Raw genomic sequence first — 17,380 nt, 5'->3', positions numbered from 1 at the left:
CGCTACGATGGAGCAGATAATTAACTGGACAAAAGTATTAGACGTATCGGTGGTTTTTGTCCCGGCGGCATTGATAGGAACAACAGTGATGACCTGTCTCAAATACAGGCAGCGCATCAAGGAAGACCAGGCTTACATATGGGTGGATATCATCATCAGCGTAAGCATATCCCTGTTCCTGACAGTGGCTGTAGCCTTCAAATTTGAGCAGCTTGATAGATTCTGGACTTGGCTCATAGCGGGCGGCTCAGCCTTAGGCGGAACACCCATCGCAGTTAAACTGAGAAAATATGCAATCAAACAGCCTGATCACCTACCAGACAACCTTACCGACTTGACATGAACATACTTGAGATCGCATACGGCATTGCCTGCCTCGCTTTAGGCGGCTGGTTTGTTAGGGAAAACATTAAGAATCAACCCGACGAATTTCTGGAATGGCTTTACCAGCTACTCTTTTCGGTTGCTTTCCTTGCTACCGGATGGATAAACACCATCGTCCCTTTTCTGCCGGAAAACTATGGTAAGTCGGCCTATTTCGACACAGTATGGGCTTCTCGTATCGTGTTTTTTGTGATAGGAGCGATCAAAATCACCAAAATACGCCGCTCTACTGAACGCAAAACCGGGAAGCCGGATACGAGCTGGTACGCCACTAAGTTTATCCCAGGATTAGCCCGCATCGTCGAAAAAGTGAACGACTGGTTTGAAGACAAGTTCCCTAAAGCCTACCTGCTCCTGCATAAATTCCTGTTAGGTATTCAGCGAGAGATTGCCCGCCAATGGACGGAAAACCGGGCCAGAACCTCTATAGTGATCGTTGGGATCATGTTCTGTTTGCTACTTCTCATTTTCTGGCCAGCACCCCGCGTCATCCTTGATAAAGAAACCGTAAAACGTATTGACCTGCATAACACCTATAGCGACCTGTCAGACTCTAGGCGACGCCTGGACTGCCTAATAGTCGTAGTAGATACCCTTGAAACCAGTTATGAAAAGAAAGCTAAAGACATTAAGGCTGTTGGGGCTTCTGATGCTGATCGTCAGAAGTTGCGTGACGGTGTCCGTCGCTCAAAAGACGCCCAACGGAGACTTTGAGACCTGGTACGTTCTAGCCTTAGAAGATTCGGTAATTAAATACGAGAAGTTGAAGCCTCTCTACTATGCTCAGGCGGCTAAGAGTCGAGAGGCTGAGAAAGCTTTGCTGTTGAGCGAGAAGGCCAGAGGCTTGGAGTTGGAACTTTACGAGATCGACCGTCGAAAATGGGAAAAGGCAGAAGCAGACCTAAGACGCCAGATACGTGGGCTTAAGCTAGTCGGCAAGTTGAAAGGTGCTGGCGGCGTACTGATAGGAGCGGGAGTAATCATCTTAACTATTGCAAAATGAAAAGTCTATGGAGCACGAATACTATTTGGCAGTAGCCTCTTTCTTGGGAATGCTCAGTTGTACGGTGACTTTAGCTTGGGTTTGTACCCGCCAAAAACCAGAAACGGATGGAAACGCTGGAAACACAAGCTTTTAACCGGTGCGGAAACACTGGAAACGCAGGAAACGCAAGAAAATAGGCTTTGTGTTTCCGGGTAAAAAGCTGTTTGTCAGTGATTTGACCCTCTATGGAAACGCAGGAAACACAAAAAATCTATCTTAGAAATAATAGGCCTTTAGGGCGTAAGATATAAGGTATTTACAGCCTAAACGCCTAATGCGTATAAGTCATAGTGAATTGTGTTTCCACCGTGTCCAGTGTTTCCACTAACCTTTTAAGGATATGTCATCACCTTTCAAAACCTACCTCAAGTTTGTCCAGATTCGGGACACAGGGAAGACTAAAATATTCGAAGTGCAGAGTCTGCGATACGGCCATAAGTTGGCAGAGATCAAATACTATGGCGCTTGGCGGAAGTACACCTTATTCCCCGAGGCCCATACGCTATTTGATTGTAAATGCCTTCAAGAGATTACCGATTTCATGAATAACCTGATGGAGGAAAGACGCCATGGCAAAAAAGCGTAAACATCCTACTGATACCGAAGTCGGGATAAGGACTATAAGTCAGATTGAAAAGCTTCCGGTAGGTGAGCTAACCGATGAAGAAATCTGTAAGCTGTTTTTCCGCCGATTCGGGGCCAAGGCTCTTATCATGATGTACATCGATGACACGGGAGAACAGCAGGCTTTTGGAAGGCTATATCGCACCAAAAGCGGTGAGGCTTTATATGATCGTCTAAGTAGCTACTTCGGTTCTGTGCAGGTATTAACGGACCTGGTTTTAATTCATAACCCCGATGACAGAGCTTAAATTATCAGAAAAGCAGAAGCGGTTTTGCGATGAGTACCTGATTGATTTGAACGGTACTCAGGCGGCTATCCGTGCTGGCTATTCGCCCCGGACAGCAGACGTAAAAGCTGCTCAATTATTAAAGCTGCCTCAGATTCGATCCTATATCGAGGAAAAGAAATCTCAACTTAACCAGCAGCTTGAAAATAAGTACCTGATCAACAAGGAGCGGGTACTGCTTGAGTATGCCCGAATCGCCTTCGCAGACCTCCGGTGCTATTTCAATCCGAACGGTTCACTTAAAGAAGTAACTGAACTAACCGAAGATGAAGCCGCCGCTTTGGCAAGCTCTGAGACTGAGGAAATGAAGGAGATGGGTATTCCTATCGGTGAGACTAAAAAGATTAAGCTCTGGGACAAGCTCAGAGCATTAGAGGGTATCCGTAAAGTGATGGGCTACGACGCCCCCGTCAAGCAGGACCATACCACGAAAGGGGAAAGTCTGAATAAGGGGTTTGGTGATTTTTTACAGCAAGTGAACCAGGTAAAATGAGTGAACAGGAATTCGAAAAGCAGGGTGAGAATCAGGTCCGTGCTTGGACAGAGGACTGGTGCAAATTTGCCCGAGAAGCTTTGAGCGTTAATCTGGACAAAGAGCAGGAAGCTATACTTTCGAGCGTACAATATAATCCGCGTACCTCTGTGGCCTCGGGTACTGCCCGAGGTAAAGACTTCGTAACGGCCGTAGCCGCGATTTGCTTTATGTATCTGACGCCGAAATGGCGGGGAAAAGAACTTATCGAAAACACGAAAGTAGCTCTTACAGCTCCGACCGATCGTCAGGTGAAAAACATCATGATGCCGGAGATTTCGCGGCTTTTTAACCGAGCCAAGCGAAACGGGGTACTTTTCCCAGGCCGGCTCAACGCCTATGACATTCGAACCGATAACGAAGAATGGTTTCTCACGGGTTTTAAAGCGGATGAACACAATCACGAGGCATGGTCTGGCTTTCACGCCGTAAATACCATGTTCGCTATTACGGAAGCTTCTGGTATTTCAGACGATACGTTTGCAGCTATAGAAGGTAACCTACAAGGCAATTCCCGGATTCTGATTGTATTCAACCCTAACACAACGATCGGATACGCCGCTAAAAGCCAGAAGGGCGAACGCTGGTCCCGGTTTCGGCTTTCCTCCCTTTCCGCTCCTAACGTACTGGCCAAAAAGCAAATCATCCCGGGTCAGGTTGATTACGAGTGGGTGAAGGATAAGCTGGAACTCTGGGCCAAAGAAATACGACCTGACGAGTTCACCGAGGAAGAAGACGATTTCGAGTTTGACGGCAAGCTATACCGCCCCGAGGATTTATGCCGCATCAAGATTCTTGGCAAATTTCCCAAAGTAGGCGAGGACTCGCTGATACCCGAGCAGTGGATTGAACTGGCTAACCAACGCTGGGAGAAATACCACAAAACCTACCGCGTCAATCAGTACCCAGGCCTGCAGCGTATTGGCGTTGACGTGGCCGGCATGGGCCGCGATAGCTCCTGCTTCGTTCACCGTCACGACAACATTGTCAGCAAGATCCGGAAGAAGAACTCCGGCGGCCGGGCCAACCACATGGAAATTGCCGGAGCCGTAAAGCATCATCTGGATAAAGATAAACGGGCCATTGCCCTAATCGATACAATTGGCGAGGGGGCCGGCGTGTACTCCCGTCTGGAAGAGTTGGGCCTAGTCGAACAAATCGCTTCTTGTAAGTACAGCGAAGCAGCTAAGGACGAAAGCGAAGAACCCCTAACCGATGTCACAGGTCAGTACAAATTTGCCAACATGCGGGCTTATCTGTTCTGGGCCGTACGCGATTGGCTTAACCCTCGTAATAATCAAAACGCCATGCTGCCTCCGAGCCCTTCTTTGCTTGAGGAAGCTACCGAGATTAAATGGAAGTTTCAATCAAATGGCTCGATCATCATTGAGCCGAAGGACGAGATTGTCAAACGTCTAAGCCGCTCACCGGACGAGTTTGACGCCCTGGCTAACACCTTCTACCCAGCTACCGTATCAGCACCTCAGAATTTAACTGGACTGTTTTTCTAATCACAGCTATGAACCTAACTGACTTAAAAGCCGCAATCGTCAAAGGCCAGGATATTAAAAAAGCAGTCGAGCTGCTGAAAGGTAAACGCACACTTCCTACGGTAGAAGAGTTTAAGAAGCAATACAACGTAAAAGATCACGAAGTCTTTGATACGGCCAAACGACCCGACAAGCCTTTAGCGGATGGTAGCTTTGAAAAGGTGAACCGATTAGGCTTTTCATTCCAAGAGCTTATCACCGAGCGGGCGGTAAGCTTTCTATTCGGTCTTCCTCCTAAAGTAGTCTGCGATCCCCAGGGGGAAGGACAAAAGAAGGTGCTGGGAGCAATCAACCGCATTTTCAAGGATAATAAAATATCCAGCTTCAACGCGGAAATAGCTTTAGAGATGTTCAAATCTACGGAAGTAGCGGAGTGCTGGTTCCCGGTTAAGAAAGACGCTGAGCACGAGGACTACGGCTTTAAAACCCCATTCAAGCTTCGGGTTATGGCCTTTAATCCCTGGGACGGGAACGAGCTGTATCCGCTTTTCGACGAAACAGGCGATATGATCGCTTTTAGCCGGGCATATATCCTCCTTGATGGTGAAGGCAAAAAGATTAACTACTTCGAGACTTATACGGAAGCCGAAAAGATTATCTGGAAAGAGGGTGCCACAGGTGAGTGGGAAGAGGTCAGCCGGGAGAATAATGTAATTGGTAAGATTCCCGTCGTCTACGGCCGTCAGAAAGAGGTAGAATGGTCAAACGTTGAATCGATCATTAAACGCCTCGAATACTTGCTTTCCAACTTTGCCGATACTGACGATTACCACGGATCCCCGACGATTTTAGTTACTGGAGAGCTGACAAACATGGCTAAAAAGGGCGAAACAGGTAAGCTGCTTCAAGCCAAAAATGGGGCCACAGCTGAATACCTTTCCTGGAACCATGCCCCGGAGGCTATCAAGCTTGAAATCGAAACGCTGCTCCGTTTTTTATTCTCATTGACCCAAACGCCAGATATTTCCTTTGAAGCGGTGAAAGGTTTAGGGGAAATTTCCGGCGTAGCGCTTAAAATGCTCTTTCTCGATGCCCACTTGAAGGTCAAAAAGAAGCAACGGGTCTTTGATGCGTACCTGGAGCGTCGTACCAATATCGTGAAAGCCTTCGTGGGCATGATGGCTACGAGCCTAAAAGGTGATGTTGCGGCCATTGATATTGAAACCCAGATTCAACCCTTCATCATTGACGATGAGGCAGGTCTGGTGAGCCGTTTAGTTACGGCCAACGGCGGAAAACCGCTCATCTCAAAGAAGACCGCTACGGCTCTTTCCGGATTGGTCGATAACGTGGATGAGGAGATGAAGCAAATGCAGACTGAAAGCCAGCAGGAGCGGAGTTTTGATGTCACTGAAACTGCGTTCTAATGGCCAAACAAGCGTTCAAAGTATCCGACTGGGAGCTGAAGCACTTCATGCGTACCGAGCAGTACGCCAGTCGGATCACGGCCATTTACGAGGCAGTGGGTAGGGAGGTAATCCGTTTAGGCAAATCACTGAAAGTTGACCCTGAGAAGCTTTTTTCCTTTGATGACTATCCGGTAATACGAGAACAGGTAAAGAAGCTCTTAGCCGATATGGCTGAACGAATCGAAGCTGTGACGCTGGAAGGCACTCAGGCAGAATGGGAGTTGGCCAATTTGAAAAACGATGCGTTGGTGGCCTCGGTACTCGATACGACGAAGATTCCCGCCAAGTTGTTAGCCCGCTACGAGGCTCAGAACCTCTCAGCCCTTGCCACTTTCCAAAAACGAAAGGTGTCCGGAATGAATCTGTCCAGTCGCGTCTGGAACTATACCCAACAGTTCAAGGAAGAAATGGAGCTGGCTCTCGACATCGGCATCGGGGAGGGCCGTTCGGCCAATGAGCTGAGCCGCGATGTCCGTGAATACCTCAATGAGCCTGATAAGCTTTTCCGCCGAGTCCGCAACAAACGTGGCCAGCTGGTACTCTCGAAAGCAGCTCGAGCCTACCATCCCGGACAGGGCGTGTATCGCAGTTCTTATAAGAACGCGCAACGCATGACCCGGACGGAAATTAATATGGCTTACCGGGCCTCTGATTACGAACGCTGGAATCAGCTTGATTTCGTGGTAGGCGTGGAAGTACGCCGGTCTAATCGACCATATGTCTGTGACATCTGCGAGCCGCTCAAGGGCATGTATCCGAAAAACTTCAAGTTTGTAGGTTGGCACCCCAATTGCCGATGCTACGCCGTGTCGGTTTTAGCGACACCTGCCGAAATGCAAAGACTTACCCAGATGATCCTTGACGGTGAAGACACATCTGATTTTCGCTCGGAAAACGCAGTAACCCAGATGCCGAAAGGCTTTACAAACTGGATTGAAGAAAATAGAAAAAGGCTGCTGACGAGTAAGTCACAGCCCTACTTTGTACGGGATAACTTCAAAGGTGGAGATATTCGGAATGGACTCCGGATGGTTTAAGTGAACGTGATCTCTGTGATAGTTTCAGCTATATCTAGATATCTGTTATATGTAACCGGAGCCATTTTTCTTTTGTTTCCCCATTACTATGGTTTTGCAATTTTAACTCTTTGCCTGATTTATAAAGCTTTGAATGCTTGTCTTTTCCTTCATTAACCCACACATATGCCTTAAATCCTGGATGTGCTATATTTTGAGTATCTATCCATTCTTCTAATAAAGCATAGTCATCAAACTCTATACGCCCACCAGCCTTATAATTAGGGTATGCCCAGAATACTTCGAATCTTTTTTCCATATCACGTTTATTTTAAAGCTACGCCACAGAGTATCTTTTGATCACACTCTCCGTTGAGGAAGTCCACCGCCAATACGGCGATCGCTCGCCCTTGTACGGTTTCAAGCTTATCAATGCCCTCATAGGTTTGGCGGTCCTCGACTAAGATGTCGACAGCCTCGGTATAGCCTTCCTTCTGAGGGAAATTGGCCGCTTTGGTAATGCCGGGCTGAGCGAGTTTCTTCCGAATCTCCTCGATGGCCTTTTCGATTTGCTTTTCAGTTGGTTTCATGGCATGAATATACGGCTAAAGTGCTTAAGAAGCTATCGTATCTATGGTGAGGTACCAGTAAAGAAGTTCAGTCAGAAACCAGCCTTTTCCACATTCTTTTTATCCCAAATGCTACAGCTCAATCAGGCATTAGCAGAGGTATAGAGAATGGCTGATTATGAAATATTGATAAGAAAGTAACTTGTATGCTTATTTAAAAGGAATAGTTATTTAATTGCATTACTTTTGCAGTCCGTTTTTATTACCCTAATAGCATTAGGGTATAAGTCAAGGATGCAATGTGTTGATAATCTGAGTTTTATGCTTGAACGTTTTAACTTTTTCACTAATGGAAAGTAACCTTCCCGATCAAATTGACATCCATTACCAAAAAAGCACGGATTACAAAACAATAACAAGTACTGGTGTTTTTGGAGGCGTTACGTCAGCGGCTCAGGTAGATCTAAATTTTTTTGTAGATCGAGTTGTCATACCTACTAAGATGGCACATAGACTTGAATTGGTAGATGGTAATGCTTATACGTTGGGTGAAGTAGTCAGTAGTGAAGGGAAAACAGGCTCAATTAGAGAAGTTCAAGTAGGTATTTTGCTTGATTTGCATATTGCTATTGGTGTACGCGATTGGTTAAATGATAAGATTAGTCAACTTCAAGCACAACGATAATACCAAAAGGAGAACCATGCATAATCAACAAACGCAATCATCAGCTTCTAAGGTTATCATTGCTATTGGTCTTATAGCTTCGGCATCGATGCCTGCTAGTTCTTCAAACAACCTAGGGAGCTTTCATCCGTTCTCTAAGCAGACTCCTGTTAGTACAAGCAAGAATAGTTCAAGTCGTCCTAAAGCTTTAGAACGGGTTTTTTTGATAGAAGAAATTGAAAGAATTAATCAAGTAAAAAACCAGCAATTGTTAAAACTGAGAAAAACCAAAAGATTTACTCTTGATGGTGGAATTGATTCACTCCCAGAAGAAACCATATCAGTACTTTTGGAAAAAGGAATAGAAATAGAGCATATTAATGCTACGGAGGATAACAGTGTAGCATTTGAGTTTAATCATAACAATAAATATCACTTAATTGAATTCTTTCAAGATGGAGATATCGTATTGTTAAAAGGTAGTGGACCGGAAACTCAGGCTTGGGACGCATTAAATGAAGATTATTTTGAAAAATTGAACGAACACTTCCTATCTGTACATGAGTGAAAATGCATGTGAAGTATGTACAATTTCTAGTATACCTGCACGACTTCATAGAAATGGCCGACCTGTAATTAGCGAATTTGATGAGGATGAATTGTTATATCGTCGATTTAAAGTCGAAGGGTCTAAAGAAGATTGGGAAACTAATCAAGACTCTCGGGTGAAGATTTTTGCGATGGATAATGATTCTTATAACCGTTCCAAATTTAGTGAATGCCCTGAAGATGTATTATATAATAAAGATTCAGAAGAGCATCACTTGGCTTATGGTATAGTGTCCATTAAGGTTTCAGATGTATTAAGTATTAGGGAGGCCGAGGTTAATAATGAACGACGTATTTTTACAGCTGTTGTAAATCACAAGCCGGAAAATTGTATGTATCCTCACTGTGATTTGGTTATATATTCAAACGGTCAAGTTGCTGAAAAACGTCCTAAAAGTGTAAAAGCCGTTTTTAGAAATTTATTAGTTGGATTCTTAAAAATTGAGAAGCCCTTTGTTAAAGGACAAGAAAGCAATGGATAAATTTAATGTCAAAGTCCTAAGAGGCTAAAGTAACGTGCTACTTCATACGTATCCGTAGTGGCATGTTGAAACTCTCCATCAATGTAGATTTTGTAGGTTTCTGACTCGTAAGAAATCCAAAAGAGAATATTTTCGCAACGCCATTGAAATACTAGTTCTCCGGCAACGAACCGAAGTCCCTGTAAATGAGAGAAGGGTTTCAAAAGCTCGAAGATCTCGTACATTTCATCTAGCACTTGGCTGTTATCAGGTCTGACCATCTCGTGGTGTAGCAGGGGGATAGGCGTTCCTGCAGCATTTTCCACTTTCGTCCAAAACCTTGTGCCGCTACTTTTACTGTGTCTTTCCCATACCAGCCGTTTACCGTATCCAGAGCCCGCATTGCTTTCTGCTCTTTTTCCCAGTCAATATCCGTGAAAAGTTGAGCTTGACGATGCTCTTCGGGTTGCAAACCACTGACGATGCAACCCACTTTCTTGAAGTTTAAGCCGTCCTGCCAGAGCATATCTAATACCTGGTGAGCCGAATGAATCAAATCCGGCGTGAAGCTTGTAGCCTTAGGTAGGTGAATGGTCTTGTGGCCGTAGTACTGCCGGTCCTGCTCCCGGTATTGGTTAGTATGCAGAAAGATGGTCATCAGGTTAGCTATACTTCCTTCTTTCCTGAGCTTCTTGGCACAATTGGCAGCATAATTCGCTAACGCTTCCCGTACTACGTCCTTCGATTGGGTAAGTTCTCCGAAAGACCTGGCTGTGCAAATGGCTTTTTTCCTGTCAGGGATTAATTCAAGGTCGTAGCAGGGCTGGCCGTTCAGCTCTTTGAGCAGTCGTAAGCCCTGAACAGTCATGTTTTTAGCAACCCAGGCTTCTGATTGCTGGGCGAAATGCAGGGCATCCTTGCAACCAAATTCTTTTAATTTGCGTACATACTGCCTGCCTATTCCCCACAAATCCCCAATATCAAAACCATCTAAGGCACGTTCGATTTCAGTTTTAGACTGAATCATGTACAGCCCACCGTAGGCTGGATTCTTCTTAGCCCTTCTATTGGCCACTTTCGCCAATGTCTTTGTTGTAGCGATACCGATTGACACAGGGATGCCGGTCCATCTCCGAATGCGTTCCTTAATCATCCAGGCGTATTCATAAATGTCTTTGGTGTAGTGTTCATAACCTGAGAGGTCTACGAAGCATTCATCAATGCTGTACACTTCATACCGATCAACCATGCTGGCGATGGCCGCTACGACGCGATCCGACATATCGCCATACAAGGTATAGTTGCTTGAAAAGGCCTGTACACCTACCGACTTGGTATAAGTAGCAATTTGAAAGGCAGGCGTGCCCATTTCTATTCCGAGCGCCTTTGCCTCGTTGCTTCGGGCGATGACGCACCCGTCGTTATTGCTGAGTACGACGATAGGCTTTCCTTCTAAGCTAGGATCAAAGGCACGTTGACAGCTTGCGTAGAAGTTATTACAGTCGATAATACCAAACATCACAAGCCCCCTTTCCGCTTATAGGCTAACCGGTTACCGTGGTCTCGTACCGTGAAAGTCACGACGCCAAAGAGCTGCCACTCGTCGTCGGGTTGAGGCAGAATAGGTTCGTAATACTGAGACGCAGATACAAGGGCTACCGCTTTGCCCTGCTTCTTGTAAAACTTTACTGTCCACTCTCCATTTACGAACGCGATCACGATGTCACCGTCTTTCGGGGTTTTGGCTCGGTCGATGATCAGCAAATCGCCATCATATATGCCGGCTCCTTCCATGCTGCGACCGCTGGCCCAGGCAAAAACGGTAGAGGCGGTATGCTCAATAAGCAATTCGCTAAGTGAAAGAATACCTTCTCGGTGATCATCTGCCGGACTGGGAAACCCTGCGGCGATGGGTAACGGACTCAAGGGGTAGAACTCCTTGGTCTGCGTATTCAGGTGAAAAAACTCAACGCTTGCCCAATTCATAACTGTATAAATTTCATATTCACATTTGTAAAATTTTAGTCATTTATCCTAAAATCTAATGCTACAGGAATGAAATAAGCAAGAAATGGGTGTATTATTTATTCAAAAAGTTTATAAGTGGCTGATTTTCAGTTCTTGACAAGTTGACAAGATATATGCGATCCTGTAGAACAAATGCCTCAATATCAGGTATTTACAAATGTAAAAAGCCGCAAGATGGTCCTGCGGCTCGTAATTAAATGAGGTTTGGTCGGTTATAAACGATTCGTATCGTTTTATAAGGGTTCGTTCAAGAAATGTAAAACGGTTTAAAGATTTTACTGATTATTAGGTTTGTCGTCGTCCTTGCCATTATAATAATCTAAATATCTCTCTTTAGGAAAGCGCTTTTGGAGCTCTGGATTTTCCTGAAGATGCTTTCTTACCCAGTTCCTAAAAGCAATACCTAACCATAATGATGAATTAAAGTCTAGTATGGCTCTTCTAGCTTGTAAGAATTTTGTTATTGTAAATATTATCAGAAGAATAAGCAGCAGAAATATTATCCCTATTAAAAAGGTGAGGCCTAAGTATTTAAGCCAATCGTGTAAATTAATATCCATAAGGACCATAGTTGGTGAGTTTAAGAGGCTTTTAAGTTATTAGACTGACAATCTAGCCACTAATAACTTAAAAGCCTCTCAGTAGGGCAGAGATTGACTCTGAAATACTATATAGCCTTTATCTTGTTGAGTTGTTCCTCATAGAACTTGAGTGCCAATTGTCCTACGACATAGGGGTTATGCCCGTTTGGAACAGGTCTTCCATTATGGTAATCCGGCGGAAAATATATGACCCCTTTATTCGTGATGTTACGTAATCTGAATTCAGCAGGATGTAGATAGTGAGTCGTGGTTTCAACCACACTACCTTTGTCGTCTAATTTATGGAGCTGCAAGGGGTTGTTTAAGTCTGGTCTACTACCAGGAATTATGTCTAAGGCAGCCAGCGTTTGCACAGAATGTTGATCGGCGTTTCGAGCTTGCCATAGATATTGCAGCAGTTTATCTTTTTTACGTTTATCTCTGACAAAATTATTAAGTTGTTGATACTTGCCCTGTAATCCTTCACACCCATGTTGGGCTTTCGTCCAAACTTTATCTAAATGGTTCAAAAACCGCCGCCAATGCTTTTCGGCATCGTCGAATTGATCTGATCTACTCATCTGAGCTAATTCCTTTTTTGCTTGCTCTAGCTCTTCTTCTGCGTAGTATAGATTTACCATAGAGTTATTTATAAAATGGTGGTTAAATATATTTATAAAACAAGAAAAAGCCCTCTGGTTAAGAGGGCTTTTTACTCATGCCGGTTCATGCATTACGTCCGGCTCAGCCATTCGGTAAAACTCGGCCGCTTTGGCTTCACAGTGAAGGGCCTTACCGACGTCTTTTATAGCTTCATCCTTTTTGCCCGCACGCCAGAGGTATTTAAAGCGGGATAGCTTGTAAAAGATGGCTACTTCCTCGGGGCCGTAGATTCGGGACATCGCTTCTTCGGACTCCATGCCGTTAGAGACATAGTGCGAGGGTGTTTCGTTTTTCATATCAGTTGATTGGTCTAAAACTAACTTTCCCTAACTTCTTAGTTGGCCTCATAGCTCTTGAAAACTAAGTATCGCTAAGAGGCCGTTTGGTTATTGTATTTGGCTAAACTTGGTGTAAAAGCTGAGTAAGTCACGGTGATAGACATTGGTATACTTCTCCATGCGGTAGAAGACCAGACCTCCCATGCAGGCAGTAACGATAAAGCGGTTGCGGGATAAGTCATGCTGCCAGATTGTACCGACGGCGGGTGGGGTAGCAGGAATCATAAGGTGATGTTTGGACTAAGCGCTAAGGATTCGTTGAATACGTGCTTTCAGGGCTACCATGAGATTATTCTGATCTTCGGCTTTCCGGCTCAAGGCCTGAATGATGTCGTCCTCTACCGTGCCCTGACAGGTAATCCAGGTATTGATCACCGATTTCTTTTGCCCTTGCCGGTGAAGCCGGGCTACGGCCTGCTGGTAGAGCTCCAAAGACCAGGGCAGACCAAACCAGACAATGTGATTGCCGCCGTGTTGCATATTCAAACCATGACCGGCTGAGGCGGGGTGGGCGAGAAGAAAAGGTATTTTACCCTCGTTCCAACGATCCAGATCCTCGGTACCCTGAAGCAGGTGAGGCTTATACCCTTTCAAGTACTTCTGAATCCGGGCCACGTCGGATTTGAAGCTGTAGAAGCATAAAACCGGATTGCCATTAGCCGCTTCCAGGACATCGGCCAGTGCATCAATTTTGAGTCTATGCACTTCATGAAACTGCTTATCCTCATCGTACACCGCTCCGTTTGAGAACTGGGTAAGCTTCTGGGTAAGGCTGGCTGCTGATACGCTTGAGATGTCGTCCGCATCGGTCAGGCTAAGCACTGAATCCCGTTCGAACTTTTTGTACTGGGTTCTTACCTCTTCGGGCAAGCTCACGCATACGTGGTTATCAATCAGGGGAGGAAGCGTCAGCCAGTCCTCTTTCTTCATGCTTACGCAGATATCGCCAATCTTTTCGTAAATCAGCTTTTTATAAATCTGAGGCCCTAAGAGGGCGTCACCCTTTTTGAGGTTGTACTCGTAAACAACGTGGCCGTTTTTTTTACCCTCGTTGAAAAACTGCTGACGGTAACGGCCTACTGTTTTGCCTAATCGCTCGCCTCGATCTAATAGGTAAAGCTGTGACCAGAGATCGATGAGCGAATTCGGCGAAGGCGTACCCGTAAGGCCTACGACCCGCTTAATCAGGGGCCGGATAATGCGAAGCGATTTAAAGCGATGCGACGATTGATCTTTAAAGCTCGAGAGCTCATCAATGACCAGCATGTCAAAAGGCCATTTGCCGTTGTTTTGCAGGTAAGCCACGAGCCAGGGTACGTTCTCGCGGTTGATGGTGTAGATGTCCGCCTCGGCCCGCAAAGCGTCCTTACGCTTCTTTTCTGAGCCCAGGCAAACCGAAACGGTCAGGTGCTTGAGATGGTCCCATTGCTCAATCTCTTTGGGCCAGGTATGAGCGGCCACCCGAAGCGGAGCGATGACTAAAACCTTTTTCACTTCACGACGCTTGTGCATCAGCTCATCAATGGCCGTAAGCGTAGCAACAGTCTTGCCAAGTCCCATTTCAAGGAACAAGCCAGCACCGCCGCAAAGCTGTACGGCCTCGTTTTCGATAATGTGTTGCGTGGCGTGTTCCTGGTATTGATGCGGTACGTATTTCATATCTGATCTAAAAATGCGTTGAGTGATTCTGGGGAGTCGACAATCCAAACCGGAAAGCCGAAGCGGGCGAAAATCTGGTGTGCTGCTAGCTGAATGGGTGAGGGCTTTTTACCGGGGGCTTTCAATTCAACAAAATGGATATTTCCAAGAGTGAGTACTAACCGATCAGGCACTCCACGAAAACCCGGTGATACGAACTTTAAAGCCAGACCGCCTCTTTTCTTCACCTGCTCCCGAAACTTCTTTTCGAGTTGCTTTTCATCCATAGTAGTGGGGTAGGTAACAGGGTAACATTTTTTTTCCTATGGATTTAAAAAAGTTGAATTAGGCTGTAAGAAGATTGCTAATAGCTCTTTTTAATAGCCTTTACAGCCTAATTCCATTTTATTTAAAAACCTATTATTGAAATGTTACTTTTGTTACCTAGGAGCTAAGTTTAAGAATATCAATTGGTTAGAGGTAACATTTTTGGTAACATTTGAAATTTTGGGATGTTACTTTTGTTACTTGGTAACATTTTGATGTAACCTAAAATGTTACCTCTCTAAGAGCTCTAAGAACCCCGCTTTTCTCGCGTATCCCCTTACCACATTCCCCTTGATTTTCATAAGCTTAGGCTCCCAATCCGTGGCCTTCCGACGCATGTAATTCTGAATGAATTTCACGTTATTAGTCGTCATATCTTTTGACTGACCATCAAAGGCTTCGGTCCATATCTCCGCTATACTTACACGTATACGTTGCACTTCCGCTTTTACCAGCGGATCACCGCCGTAGTGGATATATGCTCGCCGCTCCGGAATGCTCATCGCCTCCCAGTTATCAGGTAGTAGCATATCCAGATAACTTTGAATCTTGACCTCCCGCGGATCCACTTCGGTATGTTGCTGCTGGATATCTTTAATGACTGCTTCCCATTCAGGTGTTAAATAAAGCTTCTCACCCTGACGATATCGCACGACTGCTTCGGCCCAAAGCGGATCAATTTCTTCATCGGGCATTTCTTCCTGAACGGCTTTTGTAGGAGCCTGCACCCGTACAGGCAGCGGCCAGAACCGCCGGTTACCTGTCTGACTTACCAGGAAATCAACGTTGTTTGTCGTCCCAATGAAGATACACTGCCGCTCTCTACTGGTCATATTAGGACTATAGGAAGCCCGGTAATGATCCTCTCGGCTGGTTATATACGCCTTAACGGCTTCAACCTCTGCCTTCTTCAATCCCGTCATTTCAGCGATCTCTAAAATCCACTTATTCTGAAGCTGTTCAAAGGCCTGTTTACCGTTACCTCCGGAGATCATACTAAAGGTCAAGCTACTGGAAAACCACTGCCTTTTACCTAAATTATACAGCAGGGTACTCTTACTAGCCCCCTCATCACTGATAAGCGTTAGGACGTAATCAAATTTGCAGCCGGGGTTCATAATCCGGGCGACGGCGGCTACTAGCGTTTTACGGGTTAACATTCGGTTAAGCTCCGTATCCTCAGCTCCGAGGTAATCCACGAACACCCGGTCAAGTCTTTCAACGCCGTCCCAGACTAAGCTATTCAGGTAATCGCGTACCGAGTGGAACCGATTCTCATAGGCAATCTGGCTAAGGCCATCTTCAATCATGCCCTTGTTTTTAATCTCATAAGGCTTACCTCCTAAATACCGGCGGATACCTGAATCATCGAAATCACACCACTCGTTAGAGTCTTCCGGACGAGCCCAGGGTAATTTACCGTGAACTTCTTTAGCCTTGGAGAATTCATTATAGCGGATCTTGCCCTTTAGAAGGGGATCATATCTAAGAATTACTTCGAGGTTATCGGGGTTTGGAAGAATCGTGCCCTTACGATCGGTATCTAGCTTACCCGTCCATTCTAGATCAATCTCGTCACCATCAACATCCCCTCTCTCAAAGTCCTCACGAGCAGAGGCTAAACGTTCAGTGAAAATCAATTTCTTCACCTTCTCATCCTTACCTGCAAAATCCATCATGTTCAGGTAAGATGGGAGCTTGTTAACCGGCGTATCGGCCTTTTTACTCTCATCCTGATAGCCGAATTTGTGAATCCGGACCAAGTCAAAGGCATTACAGAGTTTCCCGCTGGTCGGGTCCGTACCATGGTGGGAATACGCCCACTTATCCTCGTAGACGATAACGCCAGCGGCGGTCGTCCCACCCATATAGGTGTAGCGGTTATCCACGTCGCAGGACTCGTATACATCCGACAGGAAGGTTTCAATGGCTTCATGAATCCCGTAGATGCGGCAAAAAGCCCCAATGACACCTTCTTTTTCCGTCGGGTCGCCCTGACGCTTAATGCCCGTTTTGATAGCGGCCGTTTCTGAGTCGCTTACGGGCCACTCCGAGGTATCCTGCCAGTTGTGGTATTGAGCCAGGATGCTATCAGCCTCTAAAAACTCGCCCTGCTGCTCGTGGAAGACGAACTCCCCGTCCACTGAGGTAGAGGGCCAGTACATCAATCGGTTGACTTGGTAGGTGGTATGGTCGAACTGATCAATGCCCAGAGACCCGGCAACCCGGCGGGAGATAGCTTCGAACTCATCCGGGGATACGGGCCGGTCTAGGGGGATAATAAGTCGCAGGCGAGGCTTGGCGGGCGTGTGCTTGTGAGTCGAGTAGACTACCGCTGCACAGCGATACGCCAGGCAGAAATCAGACCACAAATCCGCGGAGGCAAAGTCCGCATCGAGCGTAATCAGCTGCCGGTGCGTGACGGTGTCTTTCTTCCGTCGGCCATTGGCCAGATAGCCACCTACGAAGGCCCCGACGTCCTTAATTTCATCCTGACGCGTCTTGGGGGCCGCCAGGTAAACAGCCAGCTTCTCAGCCGTACGGTGCGTCTTCGAGCAGCGTTCGACGAACTCTGACCACTCCACGGACTTGTTCTTCCAGACTTCATCGTTACGATGCTTGCCGATGGCAATATCTATCTTCGACATAATTTTC

General features: G+C 46.0%; 20 protein-coding genes. 10 read left to right on the top strand and 10 right to left on the bottom strand.

What is annotated here, in order from left to right:
• Positions 1-7: 7 nt before the first annotated feature.
• From C5O19_RS11385 to C5O19_RS11345, 7 genes are all read left to right on the top strand, one after another.
• Positions 8-343, top strand: a complete 336-nt coding sequence (locus C5O19_RS11385) for a hypothetical protein (protein WP_104712192.1) — start codon at positions 8-10, stop codon at positions 341-343.
• Positions 340-1,098: a hypothetical protein gene (locus C5O19_RS11380; RefSeq protein ID WP_104712189.1), complete on the top strand. Its 759-nt coding sequence runs from the start codon at positions 340-342 to the stop codon at positions 1,096-1,098. The genes C5O19_RS11385 and C5O19_RS11380 overlap by 4 nt, the downstream gene beginning before the upstream one ends.
• Positions 1,099-1,998: 900 nt before the next feature.
• Positions 1,999-2,301, top strand: a complete 303-nt coding sequence (locus C5O19_RS11365; protein ID WP_104712183.1) for a hypothetical protein — start codon at positions 1,999-2,001, stop codon at positions 2,299-2,301.
• Positions 2,288-2,833 carry a terminase small subunit gene (locus C5O19_RS11360; protein ID WP_104712180.1) on the top strand — a complete coding sequence of 182 codons (546 nt, stop codon included), beginning with the start codon at positions 2,288-2,290 and terminating at the stop codon, positions 2,831-2,833. Before C5O19_RS11365 ends, C5O19_RS11360 begins: the two co-directional genes overlap by 14 nt.
• Positions 2,830-4,383: a hypothetical protein gene (locus tag C5O19_RS11355; RefSeq protein ID WP_104712178.1), complete on the top strand. Its 1,554-nt coding sequence runs from the start codon at positions 2,830-2,832 to the stop codon at positions 4,381-4,383. The genes C5O19_RS11360 and C5O19_RS11355 overlap by 4 nt, the downstream gene beginning before the upstream one ends.
• Before the next feature lie 8 nt (positions 4,384-4,391).
• Complete coding sequence (locus C5O19_RS11350; protein WP_104712176.1) at positions 4,392-5,789, top strand: phage portal protein; 1,398 nt, start codon at positions 4,392-4,394, stop codon at positions 5,787-5,789.
• On the top strand, positions 5,789-6,868 hold the full coding sequence (locus C5O19_RS11345) for a hypothetical protein (RefSeq protein ID WP_104712173.1): 1,080 nt from the start codon (positions 5,789-5,791) through the stop codon (positions 6,866-6,868). Before C5O19_RS11350 ends, C5O19_RS11345 begins: the two co-directional genes overlap by 1 nt.
• 34 nt (positions 6,869-6,902) lie before the next feature.
• Here the strand turns inward: C5O19_RS11345 and C5O19_RS11340 are convergent, their stop codons facing one another.
• Together C5O19_RS11340 and C5O19_RS11335 are read right to left on the bottom strand one after the other, a co-directional pair.
• Positions 6,903-7,166 carry a hypothetical protein gene (locus C5O19_RS11340; RefSeq protein ID WP_104712170.1) on the bottom strand — a complete coding sequence of 88 codons (264 nt, stop codon included), beginning with the start codon at positions 7,164-7,166 and terminating at the stop codon, positions 6,903-6,905.
• A 7-nt stretch (positions 7,167-7,173) separates the two neighbouring features.
• Complete coding sequence (locus C5O19_RS11335) at positions 7,174-7,437, bottom strand: hypothetical protein (protein ID WP_104712168.1); 264 nt, start codon at positions 7,435-7,437, stop codon at positions 7,174-7,176.
• A 328-nt stretch (positions 7,438-7,765) separates the two neighbouring features.
• On the opposite strand from C5O19_RS11335, the gene C5O19_RS11330 reads away from it, so the two are divergent.
• From C5O19_RS11330 to C5O19_RS11320, 3 genes are read left to right on the top strand one after another with little or no spacing between them, the layout of a single operon-like run.
• Positions 7,766-8,101 (top strand): hypothetical protein, encoded by a 336-nt coding sequence (locus tag C5O19_RS11330; RefSeq protein ID WP_104712166.1) that lies wholly within the window; start codon positions 7,766-7,768, stop codon positions 8,099-8,101.
• Between the two features lie 16 nt (positions 8,102-8,117).
• A complete protein-coding gene (locus C5O19_RS11325) occupies positions 8,118-8,648 on the top strand; it encodes a hypothetical protein (RefSeq protein WP_104712164.1) in 531 nt (176 codons plus the stop codon).
• Entirely contained in the window at positions 8,641-9,171 is a 531-nt protein-coding gene (locus tag C5O19_RS11320) for a hypothetical protein (protein ID WP_104712162.1), read from the top strand. The genes C5O19_RS11325 and C5O19_RS11320 overlap by 8 nt, the downstream gene beginning before the upstream one ends.
• 229 nt (positions 9,172-9,400) lie before the next feature.
• On the opposite strand, the gene C5O19_RS11310 is transcribed toward C5O19_RS11320, so the two are convergent.
• The 8 genes from C5O19_RS11310 to C5O19_RS11275 all read right to left on the bottom strand — a co-directional run bounded on the left by C5O19_RS11310 (position 9,401) and on the right by C5O19_RS11275 (position 17,373).
• Positions 9,401-10,669 carry a Y-family DNA polymerase gene (locus tag C5O19_RS11310; protein WP_104712158.1) on the bottom strand — a complete coding sequence of 423 codons (1,269 nt, stop codon included), beginning with the start codon at positions 10,667-10,669 and terminating at the stop codon, positions 9,401-9,403.
• Complete coding sequence (locus C5O19_RS11305) at positions 10,669-11,136, bottom strand: LexA family protein (protein WP_104712156.1); 468 nt, start codon at positions 11,134-11,136, stop codon at positions 10,669-10,671. The genes C5O19_RS11310 and C5O19_RS11305 overlap by 1 nt, the downstream gene beginning before the upstream one ends.
• 709 nt (positions 11,137-11,845) lie before the next feature.
• Positions 11,846-12,400: a hypothetical protein gene (locus tag C5O19_RS11295; RefSeq protein WP_104712150.1), complete on the bottom strand. Its 555-nt coding sequence runs from the start codon at positions 12,398-12,400 to the stop codon at positions 11,846-11,848.
• Positions 12,401-12,475: 75 nt separating this feature from the next.
• Positions 12,476-12,718: a DUF3310 domain-containing protein gene (locus C5O19_RS11290; protein ID WP_104712148.1), complete on the bottom strand. Its 243-nt coding sequence runs from the start codon at positions 12,716-12,718 to the stop codon at positions 12,476-12,478.
• 90 nt (positions 12,719-12,808) lie between these two features.
• The gene (locus C5O19_RS26015; RefSeq protein ID WP_165796005.1) at positions 12,809-12,985 is read right to left on the bottom strand and encodes a hypothetical protein; all 177 of its coding nucleotides are present in this window, start codon (positions 12,983-12,985) and stop codon (positions 12,809-12,811) included.
• A gap of 15 nt (positions 12,986-13,000) precedes the next feature.
• Positions 13,001-14,419, bottom strand: coding sequence for a DEAD/DEAH box helicase (locus tag C5O19_RS11285; RefSeq protein WP_104712145.1), 1,419 nt, complete (start codon positions 14,417-14,419; stop codon positions 13,001-13,003).
• The gene (locus C5O19_RS11280; RefSeq protein WP_104712142.1) at positions 14,416-14,685 is read right to left on the bottom strand and encodes a VRR-NUC domain-containing protein; all 270 of its coding nucleotides are present in this window, start codon (positions 14,683-14,685) and stop codon (positions 14,416-14,418) included. The genes C5O19_RS11285 and C5O19_RS11280 overlap by 4 nt, the downstream gene beginning before the upstream one ends.
• A 270-nt stretch (positions 14,686-14,955) precedes the next feature.
• Complete coding sequence (locus tag C5O19_RS11275) at positions 14,956-17,373, bottom strand: virulence-associated E family protein (protein WP_104712140.1); 2,418 nt, start codon at positions 17,371-17,373, stop codon at positions 14,956-14,958.
• Positions 17,374-17,380 lie beyond the last annotated feature (7 nt).

The sequence above is a fragment of the Siphonobacter curvatus genome (assembly GCF_002943425.1).
Taxonomy (GTDB): domain Bacteria; phylum Bacteroidota; class Bacteroidia; order Cytophagales; family Spirosomataceae; genus Siphonobacter; species Siphonobacter curvatus.
The sequence above is the reverse complement of the archived record's forward strand: the minus strand, read 5'-3'. Positions and strand labels throughout refer to the sequence as shown.

What these genes read in the sequence shown, in the direction of transcription:
- C5O19_RS11295 (WP_104712150.1), bottom strand. Translation starts at nt 12,400, where the DNA reads ATGGTAAATCTATACTACGCAGAAGAAGAGCTAGAGCAAGCAAAAAAG.
- C5O19_RS11385 (WP_104712192.1), top strand. Translation starts at nt 8, where the DNA reads ATGGAGCAGATAATTAACTGGACAAAAGTATTAGACGTATCGGTGGTT.
- C5O19_RS11305 (WP_104712156.1), bottom strand. Translation starts at nt 11,136, where the DNA reads ATGAATTGGGCAAGCGTTGAGTTTTTTCACCTGAATACGCAGACCAAG.
- C5O19_RS11335 (WP_104712168.1), bottom strand. Translation starts at nt 7,437, where the DNA reads ATGAAACCAACTGAAAAGCAAATCGAAAAGGCCATCGAGGAGATTCGG.
- C5O19_RS11310 (WP_104712158.1), bottom strand. Translation starts at nt 10,669, where the DNA reads ATGTTTGGTATTATCGACTGTAATAACTTCTACGCAAGCTGTCAACGT.
- C5O19_RS11350 (WP_104712176.1), top strand. Translation starts at nt 4,392, where the DNA reads ATGAACCTAACTGACTTAAAAGCCGCAATCGTCAAAGGCCAGGATATT.
- C5O19_RS26015 (WP_165796005.1), bottom strand. Translation starts at nt 12,985, where the DNA reads ATGATTCCTGCTACCCCACCCGCCGTCGGTACAATCTGGCAGCATGAC.
- C5O19_RS11330 (WP_104712166.1), top strand. Translation starts at nt 7,766, where the DNA reads ATGGAAAGTAACCTTCCCGATCAAATTGACATCCATTACCAAAAAAGC.
- C5O19_RS11340 (WP_104712170.1), bottom strand. Translation starts at nt 7,166, where the DNA reads ATGGAAAAAAGATTCGAAGTATTCTGGGCATACCCTAATTATAAGGCT.
- C5O19_RS11380 (WP_104712189.1), top strand. Translation starts at nt 340, where the DNA reads ATGAACATACTTGAGATCGCATACGGCATTGCCTGCCTCGCTTTAGGC.
- C5O19_RS11320 (WP_104712162.1), top strand. Translation starts at nt 8,641, where the DNA reads ATGAGTGAAAATGCATGTGAAGTATGTACAATTTCTAGTATACCTGCA.
- C5O19_RS11275 (WP_104712140.1), bottom strand. Translation starts at nt 17,373, where the DNA reads ATGTCGAAGATAGATATTGCCATCGGCAAGCATCGTAACGATGAAGTC.
- C5O19_RS11345 (WP_104712173.1), top strand. Translation starts at nt 5,789, where the DNA reads ATGGCCAAACAAGCGTTCAAAGTATCCGACTGGGAGCTGAAGCACTTC.
- C5O19_RS11360 (WP_104712180.1), top strand. Translation starts at nt 2,288, where the DNA reads ATGACAGAGCTTAAATTATCAGAAAAGCAGAAGCGGTTTTGCGATGAG.
- C5O19_RS11325 (WP_104712164.1), top strand. Translation starts at nt 8,118, where the DNA reads ATGCATAATCAACAAACGCAATCATCAGCTTCTAAGGTTATCATTGCT.
- C5O19_RS11355 (WP_104712178.1), top strand. Translation starts at nt 2,830, where the DNA reads ATGAGTGAACAGGAATTCGAAAAGCAGGGTGAGAATCAGGTCCGTGCT.
- C5O19_RS11290 (WP_104712148.1), bottom strand. Translation starts at nt 12,718, where the DNA reads ATGAAAAACGAAACACCCTCGCACTATGTCTCTAACGGCATGGAGTCC.
- C5O19_RS11285 (WP_104712145.1), bottom strand. Translation starts at nt 14,419, where the DNA reads ATGAAATACGTACCGCATCAATACCAGGAACACGCCACGCAACACATT.
- C5O19_RS11365 (WP_104712183.1), top strand. Translation starts at nt 1,999, where the DNA reads ATGGCAAAAAAGCGTAAACATCCTACTGATACCGAAGTCGGGATAAGG.
- C5O19_RS11280 (WP_104712142.1), bottom strand. Translation starts at nt 14,685, where the DNA reads ATGGATGAAAAGCAACTCGAAAAGAAGTTTCGGGAGCAGGTGAAGAAA.